This window comes from Paenibacillus sp. FSL H8-0168 (genome assembly GCF_038592955.1).
Classification (GTDB): Bacteria; Bacillota; Bacilli; order Paenibacillales; family Paenibacillaceae; genus Paenibacillus; species Paenibacillus polymyxa_B.
In genome coordinates this window covers 4,046,744-4,061,718 of sequence record NZ_CP151948.1, presented here as the reverse complement: position 1 = coordinate 4,061,718, position 14,975 = coordinate 4,046,744, and the positions used below count along the sequence as shown (strand labels likewise).

13 protein-coding genes are annotated in these 14,975 nt (G+C 43.1%); 11 read left to right on the top strand and 2 right to left on the bottom strand.

Annotated features, from left to right (window positions below):
- Window positions 1-93: 93 nt before the first annotated feature.
- Window positions 94-1,839, top strand: a complete 1,746-nt coding sequence (locus MHI21_RS17890) for a methyl-accepting chemotaxis protein (protein WP_342418642.1) — start codon at window positions 94-96, stop codon at window positions 1,837-1,839.
- A gap of 115 nt (window positions 1,840-1,954) precedes the next feature.
- On the opposite strand, the gene MHI21_RS17885 is transcribed toward MHI21_RS17890, so the two are convergent.
- Both MHI21_RS17885 and MHI21_RS17880 read right to left on the bottom strand, forming a co-directional pair.
- Window positions 1,955-2,524, bottom strand: a complete 570-nt coding sequence (locus MHI21_RS17885; protein WP_342418641.1) for a DUF1697 domain-containing protein — start codon at window positions 2,522-2,524, stop codon at window positions 1,955-1,957.
- A gap of 32 nt (window positions 2,525-2,556) precedes the next feature.
- Window positions 2,557-3,207, bottom strand: a complete 651-nt coding sequence (locus tag MHI21_RS17880; RefSeq protein ID WP_342418640.1) for a hypothetical protein — start codon at window positions 3,205-3,207, stop codon at window positions 2,557-2,559.
- Between the two features lie 211 nt (window positions 3,208-3,418).
- Between MHI21_RS17880 and MHI21_RS17875 the strand changes: the two genes are divergently transcribed.
- From MHI21_RS17875 to MHI21_RS17830, 10 genes are all read left to right on the top strand, one after another.
- Window positions 3,419-4,411 (top strand): hypothetical protein, encoded by a 993-nt coding sequence (locus MHI21_RS17875; protein ID WP_342418639.1) that lies wholly within the window; start codon window positions 3,419-3,421, stop codon window positions 4,409-4,411.
- Window positions 4,412-4,413: 2 nt separating this feature from the next.
- Window positions 4,414-5,499: a hypothetical protein gene (locus MHI21_RS17870; RefSeq protein ID WP_342418638.1), complete on the top strand. Its 1,086-nt coding sequence runs from the start codon at window positions 4,414-4,416 to the stop codon at window positions 5,497-5,499.
- 81 nt (window positions 5,500-5,580) lie between these two features.
- Window positions 5,581-6,519, top strand: a complete 939-nt coding sequence (locus MHI21_RS17865) for an ADP-ribosylglycohydrolase family protein (RefSeq protein ID WP_342418637.1) — start codon at window positions 5,581-5,583, stop codon at window positions 6,517-6,519.
- A 235-nt stretch (window positions 6,520-6,754) separates the two neighbouring features.
- Window positions 6,755-9,142: a polyprenyl synthetase family protein gene (locus MHI21_RS17860; RefSeq protein WP_342418636.1), complete on the top strand. Its 2,388-nt coding sequence runs from the start codon at window positions 6,755-6,757 to the stop codon at window positions 9,140-9,142.
- A 226-nt stretch (window positions 9,143-9,368) separates the two neighbouring features.
- The gene (locus MHI21_RS17855; RefSeq protein WP_342418635.1) at window positions 9,369-9,908 is read left to right on the top strand and encodes a CueP family metal-binding protein; all 540 of its coding nucleotides are present in this window, start codon (window positions 9,369-9,371) and stop codon (window positions 9,906-9,908) included.
- Window positions 9,909-10,192: 284 nt separating this feature from the next.
- Window positions 10,193-12,256, top strand: coding sequence for a methyl-accepting chemotaxis protein (locus tag MHI21_RS17850; RefSeq protein WP_342418634.1), 2,064 nt, complete (start codon window positions 10,193-10,195; stop codon window positions 12,254-12,256).
- Window positions 12,257-12,474: 218 nt separating this feature from the next.
- Window positions 12,475-12,687, top strand: coding sequence for a hypothetical protein (locus tag MHI21_RS17845; protein ID WP_342420250.1), 213 nt, complete (start codon window positions 12,475-12,477; stop codon window positions 12,685-12,687).
- Window positions 12,588-13,388: a tyrosine-type recombinase/integrase gene (locus MHI21_RS17840; protein WP_342418633.1), complete on the top strand. Its 801-nt coding sequence runs from the start codon at window positions 12,588-12,590 to the stop codon at window positions 13,386-13,388. Before MHI21_RS17845 ends, MHI21_RS17840 begins: the two co-directional genes overlap by 100 nt.
- Before the next feature lie 129 nt (window positions 13,389-13,517).
- Window positions 13,518-14,432: an HNH endonuclease signature motif containing protein gene (locus MHI21_RS17835; RefSeq protein ID WP_342418632.1), complete on the top strand. Its 915-nt coding sequence runs from the start codon at window positions 13,518-13,520 to the stop codon at window positions 14,430-14,432.
- 169 nt (window positions 14,433-14,601) lie between these two features.
- Window positions 14,602-14,769 (top strand): hypothetical protein, encoded by a 168-nt coding sequence (locus MHI21_RS17830; RefSeq protein WP_342418631.1) that lies wholly within the window; start codon window positions 14,602-14,604, stop codon window positions 14,767-14,769.
- Window positions 14,770-14,975 lie beyond the last annotated feature (206 nt).

Here is a 14,975-nt window from a genome sequence, read left to right as displayed (position 1 = left end):
AAGCGCTTTCTACCGATATATAGATATATATATCATCACGTTCTGTGATCTGCAGCGTGAACTATTATCCATAGACGATCTGGAGGGGTTTGGATGAGTAACGAGCTATCAGACAGGACTAAAAAAGGAAAAGGTTTTAGAGATTTAAAGGTTACGACAACGATGATCTCCATGATTGTAATCAGCTTAGTGGGTTTACTCATTGTATCGTTGGTAGGGGTTATCGGTATGTATCAAGCTAAAGAAGGTCAAGGTATTTTGTATGTGGATCGCTTTCAACACCAAACGAATATTCTTGAAGTCAAAAGTGATTTCTATAATATGCGGGCTAATTATACCAAAATACTTGACAATAAGGAGTACACAGACAAACAGTATAAGCAAGTGCAGAAAGGAAAAGATAGCGTTACAACCGGGCTAAATGAATTCTCACAAAGGAATTTGGATGCTAAGGAACAGAAATTATACGAGGAACTACGGGGGAGTATAGACACATATTATCAGGATATTGAGCAAATCATGGCAGTCAAAAAAAATAGCGGAACGTATGACACGGAAGAGAGAGGCCGGATTAATAAATCCAGTACGGCAATTGTTACGATGTTGACTACGATTTCAGATTATAACAATGAGCAATCCGCCAACTTATATCAAAATACGCAAAATGAGATTAAAATGCGTACAATTGTTTTGATCACGGTTCTGGCCCTCGTGCTGGCTATTCTTATCACTATCTCCTTTGCGGCCATTCGAAATATCCGTTTTCGGATGAGTACAATTACGAAATACTGTGAGGAGATTACCCAAGGGAATTTAACGGCAGCACTTGATCCTACCTTGCTCAAAGGAAATAATGAGATCGCTGTCATTGCTCGTGCCATTCAACAAATGACAGATTCAACCTCAATGGTCATAACGGGGGTTATCAATGAGTCACGCCAAATTAACCAACTGAGTGACCAGACGAATCATAATATGACAGATCTCAATGAGCGGATTAGAGATGTATCTGCCACGGTCGAACAGCTGTCAGCAGCTATGGAAGAGACTTCGGCATACACCGAAAATATGAACCATTCTGCGGAAGAAATGCAGCGGGCAGCAGAGTACATTTCGGTCAAAACTCAAGAAAGAGCTCAGTCTGCCAATGATACAAGTGTAAAAGCCGAAACATTGAAGCATGCGGCTAGTGAATCCAATAAAGCAGCCAAGGAAATTTACCGGAAGGCCAATGAAAAGATGAAGGAAGCGCTAGAACGAGCCAAGGGCGTAGACCAAATTCGTTTACTTTCTCAGTCCATCTTAGAAATTACGGCACAAACCAATTTGCTGGCTCTAAATGCATCCATTGAAGCGGCTCGTGCGGGTGAGTCAGGTAAAGGGTTTGCGGTTGTGGCTAACGAGATTCGCAAGTTGGCAGACGGCTCCAAACACGCGGTAGACCAAATTCAGAGTGTTACTCAAGAAGTTGTGCAATCTGTTGAGAATTTAACTACTAATGCCGAAGAATTATTGCACTTCCTGCAAGCCCAGGTAGGCAAGGATTATCAGCTGCTTGAGGATACAGCAGGACAATATTACAATGATGCCGTGGAGCATACGAACACGGTCAATGATTTGAACGCCACCTCTAAGCAGGTGAATGAAACCATCCAAACCATGGTAAGAGCGATTCATGAGATTGCAACAGCCAGCGAACAGTCTGCTATATCCACTCAGCACATTGCAGAGAATATGGTTTCATCGACGGAGAAATCAATTGAAGTGGCACACCAGTCTGATCAGGTGAAGGAAAGCGCGGCCCGACTGAATGAAATGGTCGAAGGCTTTAAAATTTAACGAGGCCAATACACAAAGACTAGGGAAAACATTACATCGAAGAAAAACAGTTGGGGAGCCGTAAAAAGGCTCCCTTTTTTGAGTTTACTCTTCTAAGATTGCTTTTGGACTACAGTCAGGAGTCCGTATCCCGTAGTTCTTCCTGTTCAGCCATTTGCATCAGCTTATAAATCTGACGAGTTGTGTTCACATTCCGCACCGTCATTTGCTGATACAGCTTGGAGCCGACTAATTTCGTTAACCCGCTTTTTGTGACTTGTTCTTTGCTGACAGAAAACAGAACGGCCCCGTTCGTATATATTACATGGCCTATTCCCGGTTTCAAAGGTAGCTTGTCCAGAACGGAAATATCGTTAATTTCATCCCACAGGAACAATACATCACTTTTCATCTGTGTATCATTAGACCATTCATTCGGCAGTGCCTCCATAATGCTCTGAATCTCCTTTATATTACGGACGATGACACGGATGGGTAAGCTAAAATCCTCCAGAATCGCCTGTTCCAATATGAGCGATAATTCCTCGTTGGACTGACCTTGACTAGAAAAAATAATGTTTCCAGAATTAATGTAAGTCGTCACATGCCCCATACCTGCATTTTCAAACGTTTGCTTGAGCTTCTTCATCTCGATCTTGTTATTGCCGCCAACATTGATGCCCCGCAGTAATGCGATATAGATCATATAAGCTCCACCTCTCTTCAAAAAAAGGATTTCTAACAAAGGGATAGGTATTCCATTAAATATGTGGTTTGATTTTCGCTCAACAGCGGATGCAGCAATGGTTTTACGTGCTCGATATATGCTGTTTTGGTTTCGTATGTGTCCTCATCTTTCACTTCTCCCTTAAAGGTACAGGCACCTTCAATCAGGATGGAAAGAGCCGTAAAGAAGTTAGCCAAAGAGTCAGCCACCTGCTGCGGCGCACCGCCTTCGAATGCAGCATATACAGGGGAATCGGGTGCGCTAGTATCGACAATGATTGGATCGTCATTAAAAGTGGCAATCACGACATGATGGGGCGGCCACGAAGAAGATTCTTGGACAAGCTCACCAGATGTAATCCAGCGATAGCCTAGTTGTTGGCGATATAGGTGTTCTGGTGCAGCAAAAAAGAGGACAGCAGCATCCCCGATTTCAACTGCCGCATTTTTCAATTTGTGTGTACCTGCTGCCTTAGCATCGATCATTTCATAATGGCTATACAGATACTCAAGTTCGGGGGATACAGGAATCTGGCTGTCCCAGCAATCTGAAATTTTCTCCATCCGGGGCTGGATGTCGTGGTTTTGGAACAGCCCGTAGGCTTCATTATACAAGTTTTGTTGTTGTACAAAACGGGCCAGAGCTTCGCTTAACTGTTTCATAGGTGTCCATTCCTTTCTAATTGTAGGCTATGACCTTTGACATCACGTTTTACTTCTATCGTAAAGATATCATAATATAGACATGGGGAACATATGTTTCTGTGATTGTGCCGCCTTGCCAGACTATCTAGATTAATTTTACAATATAGGAGTTCGAACATGTTTTGTGCTTAGTTTAATATGCTCAGGCTTACTTGTAAGGAGGATAAGCATGTCATTTTCTAAAATATACGATTACAAATTAAGAGCTTATTTTAATGAGCGTATTTCTGATTTAAGTCATGAATATCTATTTTATTCTTATCCCGATCAAGAGCAAAATTTAAGAATATTAACCCTGAATATAAACGAGCAGGATTATGTTTCTCTAGTGCGATGGCATGATCTGTTTGACAGGTCGCTATTTACAAAAATGGATCATGTCATTCGAAGCGAACTGGATGCTGAACGCCTGATTCGATTGCTTTCGCTCATTTTTAATGTTTTTGATATACATAAAGATGTTGCTTATAGGAGAAAAAACTTATTTTGTTTTTATTATCAATATCAAGTTTCACATCTAAGAGAGAGAGGCAATGAATTCACGTTTGCTCAGGACAGACTACTTTTCCTCCAACATCTTTTATTTGAACTGGGTTTAGGTGACGACATTTATGATCGTCTAACGATTGAAAATAATAGGGTCATGTACAGAATGGAAGACGCACAATATTATGATCTGCACATTCTTATTAACATTTTGCATGAACATATTAACAAAAATAAGATGGATATGGATACACAAGCAGCGCTGGAAAAAATAAAATTTTTACAAGGCCAATGGGTCAACTTTATGCTGGGTAGTCATGATGTATATGATTTTCCATTCGATGATTTCAACAAGCCATTTGTAGAAGCAACGATGTTTATGCAAGCCTACAAATCTAATAAAAATAGGGTATTAGAGGTGCTGATAGACTGTATCAATGAGCATCAATCTCCAACAGAGCAGTTCATCTCCCATTTGATCTTGATGAATTACTCCTATTTTGTTCTCAAAAGAGATCCTAGCGAAATTACATATCTTAAGTTGTTTTGCAAGAAAAAACCGGGAGTTTTTATGAAAGTATTGACTGCATTGCTTGATATCAGATTTTTTGTCGATAAAGCAAGCTTCACAAATGCGGGTATAAATTATTATTTATCTAGAGTAAAAGGGGATTAATCATGCCATTCCATCACGTTTCTTTACCTGATTTACCATCGTCTATCGGACGCCTTACAGCCATTCATCCACTACAGGGCGACTCTCAGGAAAGCATAACCCTGCTGGCACTAAACACACAAGCAGAACTGTGGAGACTAGAACTTCGGTCTGGCAGCGCAGAATTGTGCACACGTATTTGTATTCCTGATTTTAATCCCATGCAACCTGTCCAAATGGTTACCAGTTCTGACGGCAGCTACGTAGCTATCTCCAATCGTTTTGGACGGCATGCGGCAGTGTATGATTTAGTCCATGCTCAAGGAAAAATGCAATTATCACGGGACGAATATCACTACGATAAAAGTATGTTTCCCCTGGCATTTGTACACCAAGATGGTGCATGTATTCTTGTCCATGGGACGGAATGGAACCGGCTTGATCTGACGGATGTAGAAACAGGCATGCTTTTGACAGCAAGACCTACTCCTGTTTATAACAGCGAAAGCAAAAATGAGCACTATCTAGATTATTTTCATGGGAGGCTGCTGATTTCACCAGGTGGAAAGTGGATTGCGGATACGGGATGGGTATGGGCTCCATTAGGAGTGGTCCGAACTTGGTCCTTATCCGATTGGCTGATGAACCCATGGGAATCGGAGAAGGGTCCGTCAGTTCGCCATCTTTGGCAAACCATAGATTGGGATGGGCCGGTGTACTGGACAGGACCCGATACATTGGCGGTTTGGGGACAGATGGATGCCGATTTGCTGGAGGAGGAAGATTGGGGAGAGGAAGGAGTTGAACCGGCTGTTGTCCTATTCGATATGACCCAGCCCGGGTACCGGCGTGTGCTTCCAGCGATCCCATCCCTAAATTGTAAGCCTGTTGAAGACGGGGCTTTTCCTTACCCCCAAGCGGATATGGCCATTTGCGACGACCGATTATTCTTATGGGGAAAAGGAGTCCCGCTTCAGGTATGGCGGCTTTCAAGCGGTGTGCGGGAATATGTAGATACGGAGCGGTTTCCACTCGTTTACCATCAAGAGGCAGGAATTTTCATTGAATTGAAACCGGATAGTCGTTGTAAGGCCTTAAGCTACGAATAAATGGCAGTGTCGGGCTTCCTTCCTGGCGAGATGGGAAAATATGCGTTAGTTATTACATTTGAAAAGGGGCGTAAAACCAAAATGGCACTTATCAAGGATCGTTTTTTGGGATGTCTGGTTGGGCTGGCTGTGGGCGATGCTTTGGGAACCACTGTGGAATTCAGCAGTCCAGGTACATTTGAACCTGTAACGGATATCGTGGGCGGCGGTGTATTTGGGTTAAAGCCGGGCCAGTGGACAGACGATACGTCGATGGCGCTCTGCTTGGCCGAGAGTATGGTACGTAAAGATGGCTTTGATCCGGCAGATCAAATGCGCCGATACACTAATTGGTATCACTTGGGATATATGAGCAGCACGGGAACGTGCTTTGATATCGGTGGTGCAACGAGAGCAGCACTGCATCGCTTCGAAGCTAACGGAGATCCATACAGCGGGGCCGTTGACCCCATGACTGCCGGCAATGGCTCTATTATGAGGCTTGCACCTGTGGCTATGGCCTATGCGAACCGTCCGGAAGAGGCGCTGAAGTACGCTGAGATGAGCTCGCGAACCACCCATGGAGCAGCCGAAAGTGTGGAGTCCTGTGCTGTGCTTGCTTCAATCCTTGTAGCAGGTCTGCGAGGAGCGGACAAAGAATCCATGTTATCGGCGGACGTCTGTTATAAGTGGCGGCAGGACGAGCCCGCTTATTCGGCAGCCATTGAAGAAATAATTCGGGGATCTTACCGGTATAAAGAGCCGCCCGAAATACAAGGAACCGGGTATGTCATTCGTTCCCTTGAGGCTGCGTTGTGGGCATTCCACCATTCGACTTCATTTGAAGAGGGCGCACTGCTGGCAGTGAATCTGGGGGATGATGCCGATACGACCGGGGCGGTGTACGGGCAAATTGCAGGAGCTTATTACGGAATAAGTGGTATCCCGAGTCGTTGGCGCGAGAAGCTGGCGATGAAGGAGACGATAGATGAACTGACTGAGGCTTTATGGCAGAAGGTTGAGAAGGACCAAACACTCTAAGGGGAACATCTATAAAGATCAAGCTGGGCTGCTTTTCTTATGGAGCAGAGCCAGCTTTTTTTGTTCACTATATTTCATGACGATTCACCTCTTGGGAGTACTTCTTATATCGCCTCGACCCCATTAAATTTCGTAACCTCACAGATTATTTTCCGTATAAAGATAAAAACATGATCCGAATTCGTTCCCTCAGGGAGAAATGCAACCATGTTTAACAAAATGAGAAGTAGAGGTAATGCATTATATGAATGAAAAATTACAAGCCAATACAGGATATCAGCTGGCTGAGCGGAAGGCGATTCAGTATTTTGCATTACTGTATGATCAGGTCTTAGACAAATCTTATGTGACTACCCTGACAGAAGACATTCAAAAGTGGAAAAAAAATCATATTCATCATTCCTCATGGTTATCCTTTTTTTCACGGAGAAAGAGAAAACCTGATACTCGGGACTATAATAGATACATTCAATGGCTGAATTATACAGGCAAATTGGATGATTATCTGGACCGAAGTGTCTCCTATATTTATATGAGGGACCTAGGCAAAGCTCTGAATTCTCCTGACACACATACCCGGATTCAGCGTGTCATTGCAGACGTAAAAAAACACTTGATCCAATCCACCAGTGCAAACGGGGGAGACCAACCGGAATTTATGAATTTGGCCGGGGTGTATCGGTGGGCCCAGAGGGAAGGTATAGAAACCGCGATAATTTGGGTGATCAACAAACTTAGGTCCGTATCCTCCCATATTCCCAAAGAGATGGATGCCGAGCAAGCCCAGCGCAAACTGATTAAGATCATTATCGGGGTTATTCTGCATGTGATGGAAGAAATGGACGATACAGTGTTGCCTGTGGAACGTGCTCGCAGACTTGATGAAGCCATCAGGCTTGGGTACTCCTATGGTCTAACCTATCCTTTCATTGATGATCTTCTCGATTCTCAGGTTTTGACGGTTGAAGAAAAAGAACAATATTCCCGTATGATACGTGCCGCGCTTCTCAGTGGATCTGTGCCTGAGTTGGGCGATTGGACCGGAAATCATATGGAGTTGATTCAATACATACATTCGGAGCTCTCGGGTGCATTTGAGTATATTAAGGAACATCAGCGGCCAGACACACAGCAAACCTTTTTCGAGCAGTCCTATGTCTTTTTTCATTCTCAAGATATTGACCGTATTAAGGACCTAACGAGAGCTACTTATACCAATGAAGAGCTTTATATACCCGTTATTTTGAAGTCCTCTTCGTCCCGGTTGATTGTCCGTTCCGTGATTAGTGCTCCTGCGGATGAGGGCTTTGAGCAACGAACATTCTTTTATGGTATCTATAATCAGCTTGCTGATGATTTTGCGGATATGGTTGACGATATGAGAGACGGTGCGGTAACACCTTATACCTACTATTTAAAATATCATCATCAGAGACCGGATTTGATCAATCCCTTTGAATTATACTGGGCGGTTATTTCCTATTTTATCCATAACGTGTATGACTCCGATGCCATGGCTCGTGAGGTGATACTGGATCGTGCAATGAATGGGCTCAAACGTTATAAAGAACGTGTAGGTATTGAAAAGTATAATGAAACGATGGAGATCTTTGCATCCGGAAATCCGGAATTTAATAATCTCATTCAGAAGATGGTACAAAAAGCGGATGATGTAGATTTCTTAGATAAGCTGCTTCGGGACCAGATGATTACCCATCTGAAAAACGATGCGAGGGAAAAGGAAGACTTTTTCAATACGGTCAAAATGGTCCGTGAGCAGATTAACAACCAATTGAAAATTATCAAGCCTCAAGGGATTCCGGCCATGAAAGAACAGCTTATTGAGGCTGCAAATTACAGTCTCGAAGGGGACGGGAAGCGGATACGGCCTATATTGACTTGGGTCATGGGCGTGAACGAATATGGATTAGATGCATCGGCAATTGTGCCTCTTCTGAGATCATTGGAATATATGCATACAGCCTCCCTGATCTTTGATGATCTTCCTTCCCAGGATAATGCGTCTACCCGTAGAGGGCGTCAGACCTTGCATCAGGTGCACAATAGCGCCACCGCGGAACTAACCGGTCTGTATCTGATCCAGAAGGCGATTGGGGAACAATCGTCACTTGACCAGTTCAATGCTGAAACGGTGCTTGCTTTGATACAATACTCGGCCCAGAAAGCAGAAGATATGTGTATGGGGCAGGCGATGGATCTGGATTCCAAAGGAAAGGCACTGACCTTGGAGCAGCTGAATATGGTGTGCTTTTACAAAACAGGAGTGGCGTTTGAGGCTTGTCTGGTTATGCCAGCCATGCTTGCACAGGTCAAGGAGTCGGAAATTGCTGCTTTGAAGAAATTTGCCTATCATATGGGGATTGCTTTTCAGATTAAAGATGATTTGCTTGATGTGGAAGGAGATATGCTCTTACTCGGAAAACCTGTTGGCCAAGATTCTGATAATAACAATTCGAATTTCGTGTCCATCCTTGGTCTTGAAGGTGCCAGTAAAGAGATGTGGGAACACTATTGCCTCGCGATGGAAGCATTGGAAGAGATCCCACGTAATATTGCTTTTTTGAAGCACTTAATGAATTATATCGTGAACCGGGATCGTTAAAAAGAATTGTGCCCCATGGCTCCATAGGAGTGGTGGGGTGTTTGTACGTTGAGACAGCAGAGCTGCTCATGCTCCTTCGCTCATCGGTAATCCTCTAATGTGATACAAATATAACTGAATCACAACACGGATATGTGAATATCTGGTGACTTCAGCACCCCATTTTTCCCATTATGGTGCATTCTCCCTTATAATAATACAAAACAGACGAGGAGATGAACTCCAAATGAAAAAAGGAATCTTAGTCGCTTCAGGGTTGGTTGTTGCCGCATTGGGGACATACCTAATTGCAGGAAATATTCAGAAAGAAGGGGCGGAAAACCACGAGACGACAGACATCAAGCAATTGGTGCATGATATCAGTGCAGGTAAGGCAACACCCCAGTCCGCTTCCATTAATTCCAGTCAGTTGATTGTGACAGGGGACGATACTCAGACCATGAATTATGATTTGCCTGACAACGAGTTTTTTGTTTCGATTGCACCATATGTGGAACAGACCCACCCATGTGCAACTCATAGTCTAACGGGCTGCCAAGGCGAAATAAAAAACGGTGCGTTCAATGTGACCGTTCACGACTCCGAAGGGAATGTCATCATGGAGAATGCCGCCATGAAATCACAATCCAATGGTTTTATTGATCTATGGCTACCGAGGGATAAAACATACCGCATTAGCGTGAATCATGAAGGTAAAACGGCTGAAACTGAATTCTCTACATATGAGAAAAACGATACGTGTATCACAACGATGCAGTTGAGTTAACGACGGAGGATGAGGGTTGAGTTTACGGATCGCTGAAATGCTCTAAATCCGCAAAACCCTGCGTTCTCATATATAGCTTTTAGTAAAGAGCCTACGTCTGACGGAGGCTCTTTGTGCTGCCCTAATCTTTTGCTGGAGTTACGGAACAGGTCGGGAGGGAATCTATGAGGAATCAGATAGCAAAACTTTAAATTGTATATACTAAAAACCTATTAAAACAGCTGCAAACTTCCGACATATTATCTAAGAGCTTTTCGCTCAATATTCCTCGGGGAGATGGCAGCATGTCACAAAATATTAAGAAGAGCATATTCAGATCATCCAGCATCGCCAACACATTGGCCATGGTCTTGTTAGTCATTATCGTTGTCGTCTTTGCAACCTTGGGGACGTTCATGTTTGCAAGCACGCAAAGCATACTTGTCAAGCAGCAAGAGGCCATGCTCCAGACCAAGACGCAGGCCGTTGTCACTCAATTCGATGCGTTGTTTAAGGAAAAGGGATCACTTGTCAAACAAATGTCAACAAATAATCTTTTTAAGCAATATTTAGAAACCACCCCATCGGCAGAAATGGTGAAAACTTCTCCTTATGCTGCGGAAACAGTAGCGACTTTGGCAGCCATTGTAAAGGCAGAGCCATCTTTTGCCGACGCCTGGATTGCAGGAATATCTGGTAAAGGCTTCTTTCTTCAGAATGATGGTGTTGCTTCTAAACCTGATTTCGATATCCATACACGCCCATACTTCAAGCCAGCCGTTGAAGCAGACGGTTTATACTACTCAGAACCCTATAAGGACGTCAATTCGGGTAATGTGCTGATGGGCATTTTCTATCCGATTAAAGATAGAAGTAATCAATTAATCGGATTTGCTGCTGTCGATATTGCTTTCAAAGACATCCCTGCCGTTATGCAAAGCTATTCGCTTGGAAGCACAGGTTATTCGATTCTTGCGTCCAAAACAGGAGATATTTTGTATCACCCCGATCAAAATAAAGTGCTGAAAGAAAAGATTAACGAAAGCACAGGTGATCTTGGGGAGATTGGAAAGAAAATGATTGCTGGTGAGTCCGGAGTACAGCTAATTAATGATAATGGGGAACGTCGTTATATTGGGTATGCAACCAGTAAAGATACGGGGTGGTCTGTAGGCTTAACTATTTCTGAAGAAGAGGTGCTCACAGAATTAAAAACCTTTACCTGGCTTACCATTGGCGGTTTTGCGGCAGCCACCATCCTGCTCGTTGTGATTTGTTATATAACGCTCCGTTATCTGTTGAGATCAATCCCGAAATTGCTTGCAAAAATCAAGCTGATTGAAAATGGAGATTTGACCGTTCAGTTTGATACGCAATCCAACAATGAAATCGGACAAATTTCTCAAGGAATTTACAATATGGTTCAAAAAATTCAAGGCATGCTCCAAATGGTGGGTGGCTCAGCTCAAGTCTTGAATCAGTCTTCTCATGATTTGCAATCCATTTCTTCCAGAACCGCGATCACGATGAACGATACGGCGACAGCAATTAATGAAATTGCCAATGCAACGAACTACCAATCTATCGAAACGGATAACATTTTACAAAAAACCGGAGCATTATCCGGCCAAATTGACGAAATTGCCAATGATGCCAAAGCCATCGAAACGATGGTGCAAATCTCTGCTGAGCAAAGCGGACAGGGGCTTGCTGTAGTAGATCAGTTATCCAGATGGGCAGAAGAAAATCACAATTCCACACAAGCGATGTCATCTATTATTCAGGAGATTGATCTGAGCCGTCATGAGATTTCGAGCATCGTGGATACGGTCAACCAAATTGCAACGCAGACCAACCTGCTGGCGCTCAATGCTTCCATTGAAGCTGCACGTGCAGGAGAACAGGGCAAAGGGTTTGCTGTTGTTGCCGGGGAGGTTCGCAAGCTGGCTGAGCAGACTGCACTGGCCACACAGGAAATCTATAAGAAGGTACGCGTGATTGAAGAAAAAACCAGTGTATCGGTTGAGCATACAGTTCATGGTCTGAAAATTGCAGAAGAAAATGCGAGATCGGTGGAGGACACGAAGCAAGTATTCTTTAGCATTAACAAGGATTTAGAAGATTTGAAATTGCGAATGATTCAGATCAGCACCAACACCTCCAAAGTCCACAAGCACAAAGATGAGATTTTGCAGGCGCTGGAGATCATCTCTTCCACCACCGAAGAGAATTCCGCTTCAACCGAAGAGGTTAGTGCCAGCACGCAGGAACAATTGGAGAGCTTCGAACAGGTTGCTGAACTATCCAAACAATTAAATCAATTGTCCAATAAGCTTCAAGACGAATTAAGCCAGTTTAAGGTTGAATAACACGGTAGGTGGCGGCGATGCTATGGTATGATGTGACGGAGGAACTGGACAAGTAAAGGTAAGACATTTTATGTTAATGTAAATTGGACTTAATGGATCAATAATTTACTCTGAAAGAATCAGGGACTTAAGATGAATATCCATCTTAAGTCCCTTTTTTTGTGTAAAATTAGATTTCCAATTTTTTGAACGGCTGATATACTAAGGAGGCAAGTGAGATGAAGATAAACCTACTTTATCGGGATGAAAAAACGATCGGCGGGACGCGTAGGCTGATGCGGTTCCCTTTTCTTCGGAACGAGGTGAATGGAACCCGGATCAGCGGCAAGAAATGCGCGATGCATTGGTGGCAAGGGGCTACAGCAGCAAAGCATACATATCGCAAACGGAACGCTTTTTTGCAAGATTGCAAGGGACCGAAGCAAGCATAAATGATGCGACGGTGCAAAAATATGCGTTGGCGCTGCTCGAAAAAGGCCTTTCGCACGCTTATGTTAACCAAGCGATCAGCGCGCTGAAATTTTACTTTCGCCATGTGCTAAAGCAGCCCAAATCCGCCGCCTATGTTCGTCCGAAAAAGGAGAGTAAACTGCTGTCCCTGAATGAGGTTATGCGTCTGTTGAAAGCAGTGAAAAATCTAAAGCATAAGGCTATTCTGTACCTGACGTATACATCCGGGCTGCGGGTAAGCGAAGTGGTGAGGTTGCGTCTTGAAGACTGCGACCGTGAACGGAAAGTACTGAAAGTTCGTCAGGGAAAGGGCAGGAAGGATCGGCAAACGCTGCTATCCGAAGCGGCTTTTGCGGTGGTCGAGCAGTATATAGGGGTGGAGCAGCCAGCAGACTGGCTGTTTCCAGGGCAGAGGGAAGGCCGCCACCTGACGGAACGTTCAGCGCAGAAAGTGTTTGAAAAAGCGCTGGCTGAAGCGGGCATTCGCAAACAGGTGAGTATCCATTCGCTAAGGCATTCCTTTGCGACCCACTTGCTGGAGAATGGGATTGATCTTCGCTATATTCAGGAACTGCTAGGGCATCAGAGTGTGCGAACGACGGAGCGGTATACACATGTGAGCAGACGGGACATTGGGCGGATTCAAAGTCCGTTGGATCGGATGAGCGGGCTGGAGGATTGAAACGCAGAAAGTGCGGGAATCAGGAACAAAGTGCAGGATTCACGAAGTTCGTGAATATGACAAAGAGAACATTTTTTCTGAAGTTCGTAAATAAGACGTTATCAGAAACCAGCAAAAAGGGGAGCCTAAATGAGAGTATCTCCGAATCCAAAACTAAAGGATATACTAATTCAAAAAAACGTAGGTGTCTGTTGTGTTTGTAAAAAGAGAGGACTAGGTGTTCATTTCCACCACATTGATGGTGATAATTCTAATACAGTTGAGGAAAATCTGGCTGTTCTCTGTGTAAAGGATCACGATCTACACCATAGACCACAAGCATATAACGAACCTAATCATCTTGAATTAACAGAAGTTGAAATTCGAGAGTATAAGCAATCTTGGGAAGCCTTTGTAAAAGAAGCTTCACAAAAGAACCCAAAAGTTTTTGCAGTATTAAATACTTATGGGGACTATGATAAAATCCATTCATTAAGATTAATTTTTCAATGGGATGACGAAAAAATTGAATTTGAACGTGTATTTCATTTAATAGAAGGCCCTATGGATTTATTATTGGATAAAGTTCTCGAAGAGATTGTTTGGGTTGGTAAGGAAATACAGTTGGTATTGGTCGATAGTCCACTAGAGATTGAACACTGTCCATGCTGCAATAGTAGTTACAGTAATACTATTAATAGTAATGTAACTAAGAAATTGAGCAGTACCTCGTGGAAACAAGATTCTATCTGCACGATATATATAAACCCAATGCAGCCCTCATTGGCAATTACAATATTTCTGAAGGATGATAGGATATATTCCGGGAGCTTGCACCGATGTAAAAATAATACACTTCATTATATATGTGATAATTTCGAGGAATCGCTCTCTATTTTAAAAAAACCAAGCGTAAGAACACAGGTAACAAAATTAGTAAACAAGATTTTAATGGATTGGGAGCCTGGTAGAATTATCTTTGGTACAGGAGATCCGGACAACCCCAAAATTATTGAAGATTTGAGCTTACCGCGTTGCTGGGAAAAAAATATTAAAACCATTTGAATGTTATTCAATGAAGTGCCGGAATCTGATAACATCGTATTCACGCTGCGGTCCATTCGGCCCTTGGTTCGCTAGAGGAGATAAATAGGGAAGCGGACTCAAGCGAACAACCCTGCACCACCTAACCGCGTCGCGGTCGGGACTTCGTCTCTTAAGGTGGTGAGGGTTCGTGAATACAGGGAACGTTATAGGAAGTAGACCAGAGAGGAAAATATGGGTAATTATTTTTAAAGTTTCGAATCATTCTCTACCAGAGGTTGATTTAACTGATGCAAAGCAAATGAAGTATGGGATTATAAAAAAACAAGAAATGAAAGGAAGATTAACTATGTTTTAGAACTACTAGAGGATCAACATGATGAGTAGGTCATTTTAATCATAGAATTTATAAAAATGCATTATCTTAGAATAACGAGTTGTATCAAATCACCTATAGTTTAGAAGAATACATATAGAAACATCATAATTAGAAGTTTGCTTACACGCTCTAGTAATAATATAAGTAGATTAATCTACTTATATTAGGAGATTAATCTACTTGTT

Coding starts and splice junctions, on each gene's coding strand:
- MHI21_RS17870 (WP_342418638.1), top strand. CDS start 4,414: ATGCCATTCCATCACGTTTCTTTACCTGATTTACCATCGTCTATCGGA.
- MHI21_RS17845 (WP_342420250.1), top strand. CDS start 12,475: ATGAAGATAAACCTACTTTATCGGGATGAAAAAACGATCGGCGGGACG.
- MHI21_RS17850 (WP_342418634.1), top strand. CDS start 10,193: ATGTCACAAAATATTAAGAAGAGCATATTCAGATCATCCAGCATCGCC.
- MHI21_RS17840 (WP_342418633.1), top strand. CDS start 12,588: ATGCGCGATGCATTGGTGGCAAGGGGCTACAGCAGCAAAGCATACATA.
- MHI21_RS17835 (WP_342418632.1), top strand. CDS start 13,518: ATGAGAGTATCTCCGAATCCAAAACTAAAGGATATACTAATTCAAAAA.
- MHI21_RS17875 (WP_342418639.1), top strand. CDS start 3,419: ATGTCATTTTCTAAAATATACGATTACAAATTAAGAGCTTATTTTAAT.
- MHI21_RS17885 (WP_342418641.1), bottom strand. CDS start 2,524: ATGATCTATATCGCATTACTGCGGGGCATCAATGTTGGCGGCAATAAC.
- MHI21_RS17860 (WP_342418636.1), top strand. CDS start 6,755: ATGCATTATATGAATGAAAAATTACAAGCCAATACAGGATATCAGCTG.
- MHI21_RS17890 (WP_342418642.1), top strand. CDS start 94: ATGAGTAACGAGCTATCAGACAGGACTAAAAAAGGAAAAGGTTTTAGA.
- MHI21_RS17865 (WP_342418637.1), top strand. CDS start 5,581: ATGGCACTTATCAAGGATCGTTTTTTGGGATGTCTGGTTGGGCTGGCT.
- MHI21_RS17855 (WP_342418635.1), top strand. CDS start 9,369: ATGAAAAAAGGAATCTTAGTCGCTTCAGGGTTGGTTGTTGCCGCATTG.
- MHI21_RS17880 (WP_342418640.1), bottom strand. CDS start 3,207: ATGAAACAGTTAAGCGAAGCTCTGGCCCGTTTTGTACAACAACAAAAC.